The following is an 11,756-nucleotide window of genomic DNA, read 5'->3' as shown; positions in this document are numbered from 1 at the left end:
CCCGCCACCCGATGACCGGGTGCGGGGGCGTCGGCGTCGTGAAGCAGCCGCTACGGCAGCGCGTTGATGATCTCCGCGACGTCGTCGACGCGGCGGCCCGTGTGGAACGGGATCTCCTCGCGCACGTGCAGGCGGGCCTCGGTGTAGCGCATCTTCCACATCAGATCGACGATGCGGTCGAGCTCGGGGCCCTCGAAGGCGAGGATCCACTCGTAGTCGCCCAGCGCGAACGCCGGCACGGTGTTGGCGCGCACGTCCGGGTAATCGCGGCCGGCCTGGCCATGCTCGGACAGGATGCGGCGGCGGTCGGCCGGCTCGAGCAAGTACCAGTCGTAGGAGCGCACGAACGGGTAGACGGCGATCCAGCGGCCCGGCTCCTCGCCCATGATGAACGACGGCAGGTGCGACTTGTTGAACTCCGCCGGGCGGTGCAGCGCGGCGTTCGACCAGTGCGGCGTCGACGCGCGGCCCAGCGGGGTCTCGCGCAGGAAGGCGTTGTAGAACGCCTGGATGTCCTCCATCTTCTCGGCGTGGACCCAGAACATGAAGTCGGCCTCGGCGCGCATGCCCGAGACGTCGTAGAAGCCGCGGACGATCAGGTCGACGTCATCGGCTTCGTAGCGGGAGAGGAACTCGCGGGTCTCGGCGACCGCCGCGTCGCGGTCGTCGCCCAGCGCCCCCGGGGTCACCTTGAACGTGGACCACATGGTGTAGCGGATGGTGTCGTTGAGCTTCTTGTAGTCGAGCTTCGCCATGGAACGGCCGTCTCCTTGAATCGGTCCAACTGGGTTGGATCTGGGTGGATCTGGTTGGAACTGAATGTGTTTGGCCCGAACCGGGTGGGACCGGTCCGAACCGGGTGAAACTTCGGTGGATCGGGGCGGAACCGGCCCGGGCCGGTTCCTCCGGGGCTGCGGCGGCACCGCGATACAGGCTACCCGCGCACGCGGACCGGGCGTTTTCCGGCTCAGGCCAGATCGCGGATGATCTTCGCCGCCGCGGCCTTCGCGTCGGTCAGGCACGCCGGGATGCCGGGGCCGCGGTGCCACGCTCCGGCGGCGGCGACGCGCGGCACGTCGTCGAGGGCCGCATCCGCGAACCGCATGAGGTCCCCGTGGCCGACGCCGTAGCGCGGGATGCCGCCCCACCAGCGCTGCACGATGACCTCCGCCGGTTCGGCGGCGAAGCCCGTCAGGGTCTCCAGGTCGGCCAGCGCCTTGGCCGTGAGCTCCCCGTCGGACAGCTTCACCAGCGAGTCGTCGCCGAATCGGCCGAAGGACCCGCGGACGATCGCGCCGCCGCGCTCGCCGAGGTGCGGCCACTTGCGCGACGAGAACGTGAACGCCTTGGCGTCCATGCCCGCGTCCGCTGCGACGAGGATGCCCGAGTACTCCGGCAGCCCCTCATCGGTGGCGAAGCGCATGGCCACGACCGCCGACGACGCCAGGTCGATCCCGCCGATGATGTCGGCGGCGTCCGGGGCGACCTCCGAGAGCAGCGCACCGGTGACCGGCGCCGGGGCCGCCAGCACGACGGCGTCCGCGTGCAGCACGCGGCCGTCGGACAGGGTCACCTCCTTGCCGCCGTCGGCGTCGGAGAGCTTTTCGACGCCCGCGCCCAGCACCAGCTCCGGCGCCGCCTGCTCCACGAGCGCGTCGTAGACCTTCCGGTACCCGTTGCGGAACGTGCGGAAGATCGGCGCGGACACGGCGCCCGAGGCCAGCCGCGCCTCGTTGGCCTCCGCGCGCTGGTCGAGCACGCGCTGCGCCGCCGCCGTCAGGCTCACCGGCTCGCCCACCGCCGTCATCGCGTCGAGCGCGCCCGCCAGCTGGGGCACGGTGGCGCGCAGGCCGAGGTCGTCGGCGAGGCACGAGTACACGCCGCCGAGCAGCGGCGACACCAGATGGTCGACGACCTCGCGGCCCAGTCGGGATTCCACGAGCTGCCCCAGGTTCACGTCATCGCCGTGGACCCAGTGCAGCGGCGCGGTGGCCGCGGGATCGCCTTCCGCGTCGATGCGGGCGCAGGTGTCGTCGGAAAGCAGGCCCTCCAGGCCCCGCGACGACGCCGGCACGCCCATGACCGTGGTGCGCGGCATGGCGCGCAATTCGCCGGCGGCGAAGATGGTCGACGGCATGCCCGACGGCTCGACGAGCTCGTCGCCCAGGCCGAGCGCCTCGAAGAACTCGGTGGCGTCGGCGCGGAAGCCCAGGTACGCCTCGGCGCCCACCTCGATCGGGCCCTCGTCGGTGTCGACGGTGCGCAGCTTGCCGCCCACACGGTCATCCGGATCGGCGACGATGATGCGGGCGGCCGGGCCGAGGCCCCGGCGCAGCTGGTGGGCGGCGACGAGGCCGGTGAGGCCGGCACCCGCGACGACGACGGTCGGCGGTTGCGCGATCACAGCTCGTGCACCATCTTCACGGTGCGCGTGATGGCGTCGGCGTCGGTGTTCGGCGGCACGCCGTGGCCCAGGTTGAAGATGTGCCCGCGGGCGGTGCCGCGCTCGATGGCGCGGTCGGCCTCGCCGCAGATGCGCCGCACCTCCGCCTCGATGGCCTCGTCGCCGGCGAAGAACATCGCCGGGTCCAGGTTGCCCTGCAGCACGCGGGCGTGGTTCGCGCGGTCGCCCGCGGGATCGGCGTCGGCGAGGGCGCCGGAGATGCGCTGCGCGGCCGCGTCGAGCGGGACGCGCCAATCGACGCCCACGACCTCGGACCCGGCCTCGGCCATGGCGCCCAGCAGCTCGCCGGTGCCCACGCCGAAGTGGATGCGCGGGATGCCGGCGTCGGCGACCTCGTCGAAGATCGCCCGCGAGTGCGGCAGCACGTGGCGGCGGTAATCGCGCTCGGTGAGGAACCCGGCCCACGAGTCGAACAGCTGCAGCGCGTCGATGCCGGCGTCGATCTGGGCACGCAGGAAACCGGTGACGATCGGCGTGATGCGGCGCATCAGCTTGTCCCACAGCTCCGGCTCGGAATGCATGAGCGCCTTGGTGCGCTCGTGGTTGCGCGACGGGCCGCCCTCCACGAGGTAGGACGCGAGCGTGAACGGTGCGCCGGCGAAGCCGATGAGCGCCTGGCGGTCGGTGAGCTCGTCGAGGATGAGCCCGATGCCCTCCGTCACCGGCCGCAGCGTGTCGGGGTCCAGCTCCGGCAGGCGATCGATGTCCGAGGCGGTGCGGATCGGCTCGGCGACGACCGGGCCGCGCCCGGCGACGATGTCCAGGTCCACGCCCGCGGCCTTCACGGGAACGACGATGTCGGAGAACAGGATCGCCGCGTCGACGTCGTGGCGGCGCACCGGTTGCATGGTGATCTCCGCCAGCAGCTCCGGATTGAAGCAGGACTCCAGCATCCCGACGTCCTTGCGGATCTCGCGGTACTCGGGCAGGGAACGTCCGGCCTGGCGCATGAACCACACCGGCCGACGGGACGGGGTGCGCCCGGCGGCGGCCTCCAGCAACGGGGCGTCGGACAACATACGGCGATTAGACATGCCACCATCATGCCCCATCCGGCATCGGCGACACCGCCGCCCCCTTCGCGGCGCGCCTCCACTGCGCGCGCGTTGGACCGCATTAGATTCAAGCACCGTGACCGCCACCGAATCCGCACCGCAGCCTTTCCGCGACGCCGTCGAGTCGATGCATGCGGCGCACGTGCGCGCCGAGATTTCGCTGGGCGACATCAGGCCCCCGAAGAAGCTGGCGCCGTTCAGCCACGCGGTCGGCCTGGAGGTGCTCCACCCGGAAACCGAGCTCGTCCCCGAGACGTCGGAGGGCGACGCCTTCGGCCGCCTGATCCTCCTCCACGACCCCCGCGCGGAAGAATCGTGGTCCGGGTCGATGCGATTGGTCGCCTACATCCAGGCCGACATGGACGCCGACGTCGCCTCCGACCCGCTGCTGCCCCAGGTGGCGTGGCAGTGGCTGACGGAGGGATTCGAGGACTGCGGCGCCGGCTTCAGCAACCTGGGCGGCACCGTCACCACCACGAATTCTGTTCGGTACGGCGAAATCGGCGGCCCGCCCGAGGCTTTCCAGCTGGAGATGCGCGCCTCGTGGACCGCCTCCGACCTCGATCTGTCGCCGCACGTCGAGGCGTTCTCACGCGTGCTGGCCAACGTCGCCGGCCTCCCGCCGGAGGGCGTGTCCGAGCTTTCCCGCCAGTAGCTTCATCTCCGGCGGCGGGGCGCGCGATGGCCGCGACCGCGAGCGGCGCCGTCCCGGCTCAGTAGTAGACGGCCAGGCGCCCGCGCGGGCCGTCGACGACCTCGACCGGGGTGTCGAAGACCTCGGTGAGGATGTCGTCTCGCATGATCTCCTCCGGCGTGCCGAAGTGGACGATGCCGCCGTCCTTCGCCGCGCAGATCCGGTCGGCGTAGTGGCCGGCGAAGTTGATGTCGTGGAGCACGATGACCACCGTGCGGCCGAGTTCCGTCGCGGCCCGGCGCAGGTGCTGCATCATCTGCACCGAGTGACGCATGTCCAGGTTGTTCAGCGGCTCGTCGAGGAGGATGTAGTCGGTGTCCTGGGCGAGCACCATCGCCACGTAGGCGCGTTGGCGCTGCCCGCCGGACAGTTCGTCCAGGTAGCGGCCCTCTAGTTCGGTGAGGCCCAGGAAGTCGATGGACCGGGTGATGATCTCCTCGTCCTCCCGCGTGATCCGCCCCTTCGAGTAAGGGAAGCGGCCGAACCCCACGAGCTGCCGGACGGTCAGCCGCGTGACGAAGTGGTTCTCCTGCCGCAGGATGGACACGATCTTCGCCAGGTCCGCCGACTTCGTCGACGTGACGTCATAGCCGGCGACCTCGATGCTGCCCTCGTCCATGCCCACGAGGCGGCCGATCATGGTCAGCAGCGTCGACTTGCCGGCGCCGTTGGGTCCGACGAGGGCCGTGACTCCCCCGGCGGGGATCGTCAGATCCACCGGGCCGATGGAAACCTCGTCGTCGTAATGCTTGGCGACGTTGGTCAGCGTGATCACAGGCGCCCCTTTCGCAGAATGTGGATGAGGAAGAACGTGCCGCCGACGATCTCGATGATGATGCCGACCGACCCTTCCGCGTAGAAGAAGTTCTTGAGCACGAAATACGAGCCGCACAGCACCGTGAAACCGGTCAGCCAGGCGATCGGGAACACGTGCCGGTGGTCGTACGTGTCGGCGAGCTGGTAGGCGATCATGGCCACCAGGAAGCCGAGGAACGTCATCGGGCCGACCATCGCGGTGGACACGGCCATGAGCATCGAGACCATGACCAGGACGACGATGGTGTCCTTCTTGTGGTCGAGGCCCAGGTTCACGGCGGTCTCGCGGCCGAGCCCGAGGACGTTGAGCTTCGTCGAGCGCAGCCACAGCACTCCCCCGGCGAAGGCGACGATCGGCAGGCTCACCAGCAGGTAGTCGGTGTCGGCGTTGGCGATCGACCCGATCAGCCGCGCGGTGAGCACGTCGAAGTCGCTGGGCGTCATCATGCGCTGCATCACCGTGGACAGCGCTCCCAGGCCGCCGCCGAGGATGATGCCGACCAGCAGCATGATCTGCAGATTGCCGAATCGCCCGCCGAACAGCCAGCCGTAGAGGATCGCCGAGAACGTCACCATGATCGCGACCTGCCCCAGGAACTGCGGGGTGCCGGTGACCGCGACGACTCCGGCGGCGCCCAGGAAGAACACCGCCGCGGTCTGGATGACCGTGTAGAGGGACTCGAAGCCCATGATCGACGGGGTCAGGATCCGGTTATGCGTCACCGTTTGGAACGCGATCGTGGCCGTGGCCTGGCAGAACGCGACCACGGCCATCACCGCCAGATTGCTCGCGCGCATCTCGGCGATGAGCAGGAAGCCCCGGGAGCCGAAGGGCATGGGGTTGTCCCACGCCAGGGTGGCCGTCGCAAAGCCCGCCGCGAGGACGAGCAGCACGGCGAAGATGACCCGGTACCGCCTGCGGGCGCGTGCGGTCGGCAACGGCGCGGTGACCGGACGCTGCCCCGTCGGGTCCCCGGAGCGGCCGACGCCCGTCGCCCCGGACAGCTCGGCCAGTGCCCCGTCCGGAAGTCGGGGGGTGGTTCGGTCGATGGCGGTGCTCATGGTTCGCTCCTCTCGTCGCCGGCGACTCAGGCGCGCCGGCGCCCGCGCAGCAGCAGGGTGATGAAGACGACGGCGCCGACGACCGCGAGGATGGTCGACACCGGGATCTCGAACGGGCGGATGATGATGCGGCTGATGATGTCGCAGACCGTCACCACGGAAATGCCGACCAGGCACACCCACGGCAGATTCGACCGGAGGTCGTCGCCGCGGACCATGGAGACGATGTTGGGCACGATCAACCCCAGGAAGGGAAGGTTGCCGACGACCACGGTGACGATGCCCGTGGCGATGGCGATCAGCCCCGTGCCGATGAAGACGATGCGGCGGTAATTCAGCCCCACGTTGGTGGCGATCTCCTCGCCGAGGCCGGCTACCGTGAAGCGGTCGGCGACGAGGAAGACCAGGACGACGACCACCGCGACGAACCACAGGGGCTCGTACTGGCCCTTGAGCACCGACGTGAACGAGCCCGCGAACCAGATGCCCAGGCTCTGCAGCATGTTCGTGGACAGCGCGATGTAGCTTGACACCGCGCCGACGACCGCGGCGAGCATCATGCCGACGATGGGCACGATGACCGACGAGCGCAGGGTCACCCGGCGCAGGAAGGCGAAGAAGACCATCGTGCCCAGGAAGGCGGCGACGACGGCGGCGGTCATCTTCACCAGGATCGACGACTCGGGGGCGACGATCATGACCAGCAGCAGGCCCAGCCCCGCCCACTCCGTGGTGCCGGTGGTGGTCGGCTCCACGAAGCGGTTCTGCGTGAGCAGCTGCATGACCAGCCCGCACATCGACATCGCCGCCCCGGCGAGGACCAGCGCGATGGTGCGCGGGACGCGGGTGATGCCGAACATCTCGGCGCCGTCGTCGGCGCCGAAGATGTCGTAGACGCCGATGAACAGCGACGACGCGACGAGCGCCGCCGTGATGGCCGCGCCGATGAGGAGCGGCCACGTGAACAGGCGGCCCTTCGCGGCGGCGGGTGCCGCCACGGGGTCGGCCCGGTCTTCCGCCGCGGGGTCGGCCGCCGGGGCGGCGTCGGTGCGTGTGCTGGGGGCTGTCATGCGCTCACGGTCTCTCGTGTTGCGGGTGCTGCGGGTGCTGCGGGTGATCCAGGTGTTGCGGATGATCCGCGTGCTTCGGGTGCTCCGCGTGCCGCGGCGCTACTTCTTCTCCAGGGCGTCGGCCAGGGAGTTGAAGAACTCGGTGTAGGTCTGGATGCCCTCGTCCAGGTAGGTGAACTGGGGCATGTAGACGATGCGGTCGTTCTTGACGGCGTTGACGTTCTTCAGCGCGGCGGAACCTGCGATCAGCTCGTTGGCCGGGGTGTACGACTCGCCCTTGTTCGCGGACACCGACGCGTCGCGGTCCATGACCAACATCAGATCCGGGTTGGAGTCGGCGATGGCCTCGACGGAGATGTCGTCGCCCTCGTGGTCGGTGGAGGCGTTGTCGACCTTCAGCGCCGGGGTCAGGCCCAGGATGCCGAAGGCCGGGCCAACGGAACGGCCGGAGCCGGGGGCGGCGTAGTTGATGTTGCCGCCGGAGGTGATGACGCCCATCACCTTGTCCTTCTTGTCGTAGGCGGCCTTCGCCCGCTCGATGGACTTGTCGAACTCGCCGATGAGCTTCTCGGCCTCGTCCTGCTTGCCGAACATCTCGCCGAGGGCGGTGGTCTGGCGGCGCAGCTCTTCGTCGAAGGGCTTGTCCTCGCGCGGGGTGAGGTCGACGATGGCGGCCTCCGGGGCCAGCTTCTTGAAGTCCTCGCCGTACTTGGCGAAGCGCTGGCCGTTGATGATGAGGTCCGGCTGGGCCGCGACGACCGCCTCGAGGTCCGGCTCGCGGTGGGAACCCAAGTTCACGATGGAGTCGTCGGTCTTGTACCCGAGGGTCTTCGGCATCAGGTTGACCGGCGCGGCCGCCAGCTCGATGCCCCAGTCCTCCAGGGTGCGGAAAACGCGGTTGTCCGTGGCGACGACCTTTTCGGCGGGGACCTTCACGGTCTGGGTGCCGAAATTGTCCTCGATTTTCACGGTTGCGGTCGCGCCGTTGTCGCCGGCGGCATCGGTCTTGTCGGAGTCGCCGGAGCAGGCGACGAGGCCGAGGGTCAGGGCCGCGGCGGCGGCCACGGCCACAGTGCGGCGGCGGAGCGTGGTGATCAAGAGGGTTTCTCCTCGTCGTCTCGGGCGGATGCGGCACCGGCCGCACGCGCCCCATCTCATCTGGGACATGCATTGCAGTGGCCCCGAGGGATGCATTGCTTCCCTCCGGGCCTTAGGCCACGCTAACACACGTTAGGTTTGGCCCACATAAACGGGTATCACCGTTCGACTGCGACCAGCGCCGGCGTCCTTCCGCCCGCAAAAGCTCCGGCCCCGCGACCACGGGGTTAAGCTCGATCCCATGTGCGCAGCTTTGCTATCCCCCCGCGACGGAACGCCGGACGTTCTCGTGACGGCCGATGAAATCGCGGATGCGGGACGGCTTCTGGCCTCCGGCACCGGTCCGCTCGCCGTGGACACCGAACGTGCGTCGGCCTACCGGTACGACGACCGAGCCTTCCTGATCCAGCTGCGCCGCGAAGGCTCCGGCACCATCCTCATCGACCCCGAGACCGTCCCCGGTTCCATCGCCGAGTCCAGGTTGGCGGAGTTCCTCAACCCGCTGGATTGGGTCGTCCACGCCGCCGTCTCCGACCTGCCCTGCCTGTCGGATCTCGGGCTGCACCCGCACACCCTCGTGGACACGGAAATAGCCGGCCGTCTGCTGGGCCTGCCGAAAGTCAACCTCGCCGCCATGACCGAGGAGCTGCTCGGCGTCACGCTGGCCAAGGGCCACGGCCGCGAGGACTGGTCGCTGCGCCCCCTGCCCGCGGAATGGCTCGACTACGCGGCATTGGACGTGGAACTGCTCGTGGAGCTTTCCGACGCATTGTCCGCCGCCCTCGCCGAACTCGACCGAATCGAATGGCTGCGCCAGGAGTCGGAGGCCGTCCGTGCCGCGCACGCCCCCGGAATGAACGCCGTGCCCGACGGGGAGAAGTGGCGCTCGATGAAAGGCGTCGGCAAGCTGAAGCGGCCCGAACAGCTCGTGGCCGGCCGCGAACTTTGGATGGCCCGGGACCGGATGGCGCGGGAGCGCGACGTCTCCCCCGTCACCGTGCTGCCGCATGACGTGCTGGCGTCCATCGCCGAGAAGCTGCCGCGCACCGAAGCCGACCTGGCGGCGCTCAAGGGGTTCCCCCGCAGGCGCCGGGGCGCGTCGAAACTGTGGATGCGCGAGCTCCGCTCCGCGCTGGAACTGCCCCGCGACTCGTGGCCCGCGCGCGAACGCAATTCGGGCTCCTCCCGTCCCCACCACCGCACCTGGGAAGACCGCGCCCCCGAGGCCGCGGCCGTGCTCGAGCGGCTCAAGGACGGTCACGAACTGCTGGCGGAGGACCTGGCCATCGCGCCGGAAACCCTCTTCCGCCCTTCGGACCTCCGCGACGTCGCGTGGACCATGTCCGGCGCGGGCGGCGGCGACGTACCCGCCACCGACGGCGAGGTCCGCGGCATGCTCGCCGGGATGGGCGCGCGGCCGTGGCAGGTCGATCTGATGGCGGGCCTGGTCTCCGAGGCGGTGCTCCTGCCCCGCAGGCAGCCGCTCGGCTGAGATCCCGCCGGAACGGGGCCCGGCCGGGGCCGCGGGAGCTAGTCGCGGTTGATGTCCGCCCACCACTCCGACACGTCGCCGGCGATGGCGTCGGCGGTCAGACCGAGCTCCTCCAGGATCTGGCCGCGCGAGGCGTGGTCCAGGAACTTCTGGGGCACCGCGCACTGGCGCATGGGCACGTCGATGGCGGAGGCGCGGAGCACGTCGCCGAGCAGCGAACCGACGCCGCCGTGGACGACGCCGTCCTCGACGACGACGACCAGATCGTGGCGCTCGACCATGGCCACGACGTCGCCCGGAATCGGCGCGACCCAGCGGGGATCCACCACGGTGACGCCGATGCCCTCGTCCTCCAGCGCGCGGGCGGCGCCGAGGCCCGCGCCGGCGAAGGCGCCGACGGCCACGATGAGGACGTCTCCGCTATCCTCGCGGGTGCGGTGCAGCACGTCGACGCCGTCGGCGGTGCGCTCGACCGCCTCGACGTCGTCGACGACCTTGCCCTTGGGGAAGCGGACGACGGTCGGGCCGTCCTTGACGTCCAGGGCCTCCCGCAGTTCCTCCACCAGGCGGGCGCCGTCGCGCGGGGCGGCGACGCGGATGCCCGGGACGATCGACGTCAGCGCCATGTCCCACACGCCGTTGTGGCTGGCGCCGTCGGAGCCCGTGATGCCGGCGCGGTCGAGCACGAGCGTGACCGGCAGCTTGAGCAGCGCGACGTCCATGAGCAGCTGGTCGAAGGCGCGGTTGAGGAACGTCGAGTAGACGGCCACGACGGGGTGCATGCCCGCCAGCGCCAGGCCCGAAGCCGACGCCACGGCGTGCTGCTCGGCGATGCCGACGTCGAAGAAGCGGTCGGGGTGCGCCTTGCCGAACTTCACCAGCCCGGTCGGGCCGGCCATCGCGGCGGTGATGGCGGCGACGTCCTCGCGCTCGCCGCCGATGGTGACCAACTCGTCCGCGAAAACCGAGGTCCAGTCGCGCACCGGGCTCGACTTGGGCTCGCCGGTGATCGGGTCGATGACGCCGGTGGCGTGCATCTGGTCGGCCTCGTTCTCCTCGGCGGGCGCGAAACCGCGGCCCTTGTTCGTCTTGGCGTGGACGATGACGGGGCCGCCGAATTCGCGGGCATGGCGCAGGGCGTTCTCCAGCGAGCGGATGTTGTGGCCGTCGACGGGGCCCATGTACTTGATGCCGAGGTCGGAGAACATCTCGTGCGGCATGACCGTCGACTTCAGGCCCTCCTTCGCCCCGTAGACGATGCGGGCGACGAAATCCCCGGCCGGGCCCATCCGCTGCAGGCCGGACTTGCCCTGGCGCATGACCATGTCGTACGCGGGCTGCAGCGCGAGCGCCGCGAGGTTCTCGGCGAGGCCGCCGATGGTCGGCGAGTAGCTGCGGCCGTTGTCGTTGACCACGATGACCACGGACCGGTCCTTGCCGGCCGCGATGTTGTTCAGCGCCTCCCAGCACATGCCGCCGGTCAGCGCGCCATCGCCGACGACGGCGACGACGTGGCGGTGGTGCTCGCCGCGGATGGAGAACCCCTTGGCCAGGCCGTCGGCCGTGGACAGCGCGGCGGAGGCGTGCGACGACTCGGTCCAGTCGTGCGGGCTCTCGGCCCGGCACGGGTACCCGGACAGACCGTCCTTCTGGCGCAGCGTGTCGAAGTCGCCGGTGCGGCCGGTGAGCATCTTGTGCACGTAGGCCTGGTGTCCGGTGTCGAAGATGATGGGGTCCGTCGGCGAATCGAAGACGCGGTGCAGCGCCATGGTCAGTTCCACGACGCCGAGGTTGGGGCCCAGGTGCCCGCCGGTCGCGGACACCTTCTCCACGAGGAAGTCGCGGATCTCCCCGGCCAGGTCATCGAGCTGCTCCGGGCGCTGCGCGCGCACGTCGGCGGGTGAGTTGATCGATTCGAGGAGAGCCATGAACCGGTACCCGTTCCTTTCACGTCTCGGCGGCCCGGCGGAATGACCGGGTTGGTCTTTCAATGATACGGCCCGCG

10 protein-coding genes are annotated in these 11,756 nt (G+C 70.0%); 2 read left to right on the top strand and 8 right to left on the bottom strand.

Features of this window, described 5'->3' with window-relative positions; genetic code table 11:
* Positions 1–50 precede the first annotated feature (50 nt).
* From hemQ to hemE, 3 genes are all read right to left on the bottom strand, one after another.
* Positions 51–755 carry a hydrogen peroxide-dependent heme synthase gene (gene hemQ / locus CHAN_RS06295; RefSeq protein ID WP_048743810.1) on the bottom strand — a complete coding sequence of 235 codons (705 nt, stop codon included), beginning with the start codon at positions 753–755 and terminating at the stop codon, positions 51–53.
* 212 nt (positions 756–967) lie between these two features.
* A complete protein-coding gene (gene hemG / locus CHAN_RS06290) occupies positions 968–2,404 on the bottom strand; it encodes a protoporphyrinogen oxidase (protein WP_290292981.1) in 1,437 nt (478 codons plus the stop codon).
* Positions 2,401–3,498, bottom strand: coding sequence for a uroporphyrinogen decarboxylase (hemE, locus tag CHAN_RS06285; protein ID WP_290292979.1), 1,098 nt, complete (start codon positions 3,496–3,498; stop codon positions 2,401–2,403). Before hemE ends, hemG begins: the two co-directional genes overlap by 4 nt.
* Between hemE and CHAN_RS06280 the strand changes: the two genes are divergently transcribed.
* A complete protein-coding gene (locus tag CHAN_RS06280; RefSeq protein WP_082144574.1) occupies positions 3,497–4,174 on the top strand; it encodes a DUF3000 domain-containing protein in 678 nt (225 codons plus the stop codon). The genes hemE and CHAN_RS06280 overlap by 2 nt on opposite strands.
* Positions 4,175–4,232: 58 nt before the next feature.
* On the opposite strand, the gene CHAN_RS06275 is transcribed toward CHAN_RS06280, so the two are convergent.
* The 4 genes from CHAN_RS06275 to CHAN_RS06260 all read right to left on the bottom strand — a co-directional run bounded on the left by CHAN_RS06275 (position 4,233) and on the right by CHAN_RS06260 (position 8,259).
* The gene (locus tag CHAN_RS06275; protein WP_290292975.1) at positions 4,233–4,988 is read right to left on the bottom strand and encodes an iron ABC transporter ATP-binding protein; all 756 of its coding nucleotides are present in this window, start codon (positions 4,986–4,988) and stop codon (positions 4,233–4,235) included.
* A complete protein-coding gene (locus CHAN_RS06270; protein ID WP_290292971.1) occupies positions 4,985–6,091 on the bottom strand; it encodes an iron chelate uptake ABC transporter family permease subunit in 1,107 nt (368 codons plus the stop codon). Before CHAN_RS06270 ends, CHAN_RS06275 begins: the two co-directional genes overlap by 4 nt.
* Before the next feature lie 26 nt (positions 6,092–6,117).
* A complete protein-coding gene (locus CHAN_RS06265; RefSeq protein ID WP_290292969.1) occupies positions 6,118–7,161 on the bottom strand; it encodes an ABC transporter permease in 1,044 nt (347 codons plus the stop codon).
* A gap of 99 nt (positions 7,162–7,260) precedes the next feature.
* Entirely contained in the window at positions 7,261–8,259 is a 999-nt protein-coding gene (locus CHAN_RS06260; RefSeq protein WP_290292967.1) for a siderophore ABC transporter substrate-binding protein, read from the bottom strand.
* Positions 8,260–8,548: 289 nt separating this feature from the next.
* On the opposite strand from CHAN_RS06260, the gene CHAN_RS06255 reads away from it, so the two are divergent.
* Positions 8,549–9,751 carry an HRDC domain-containing protein gene (locus CHAN_RS06255; RefSeq protein ID WP_290292965.1) on the top strand — a complete coding sequence of 401 codons (1,203 nt, stop codon included), beginning with the start codon at positions 8,549–8,551 and terminating at the stop codon, positions 9,749–9,751.
* Between the two features lie 38 nt (positions 9,752–9,789).
* Here the strand turns inward: CHAN_RS06255 and dxs are convergent, their stop codons facing one another.
* Entirely contained in the window at positions 9,790–11,679 is a 1,890-nt protein-coding gene (gene dxs / locus CHAN_RS06250; RefSeq protein WP_290292964.1) for a 1-deoxy-D-xylulose-5-phosphate synthase, read from the bottom strand.
* Positions 11,680–11,756 lie beyond the last annotated feature (77 nt).

The organism is Corynebacterium hansenii, assembly GCF_030408795.1.
Lineage (GTDB): Bacteria > Actinomycetota > Actinomycetes > Mycobacteriales > Mycobacteriaceae > Corynebacterium > Corynebacterium hansenii.
This window is presented reverse-complemented; position numbering and strand designations above follow the sequence as displayed.

Excerpts from the sequence above, each read along its gene's own strand:
- hemQ (WP_048743810.1), bottom strand. The coding sequence starts at position 755 with ATGGCGAAGCTCGACTACAAGAAGCTCAACGACACCATCCGCTACACC.
- CHAN_RS06280 (WP_082144574.1), top strand. The coding sequence starts at position 3,497 with ATGCCACCATCATGCCCCATCCGGCATCGGCGACACCGCCGCCCCCTT.
- hemE (WP_290292979.1), bottom strand. The coding sequence starts at position 3,498 with ATGTCTAATCGCCGTATGTTGTCCGACGCCCCGTTGCTGGAGGCCGCC.
- CHAN_RS06270 (WP_290292971.1), bottom strand. The coding sequence starts at position 6,091 with ATGAGCACCGCCATCGACCGAACCACCCCCCGACTTCCGGACGGGGCA.
- CHAN_RS06265 (WP_290292969.1), bottom strand. The coding sequence starts at position 7,161 with ATGACAGCCCCCAGCACACGCACCGACGCCGCCCCGGCGGCCGACCCC.
- dxs (WP_290292964.1), bottom strand. The coding sequence starts at position 11,679 with ATGGCTCTCCTCGAATCGATCAACTCACCCGCCGACGTGCGCGCGCAG.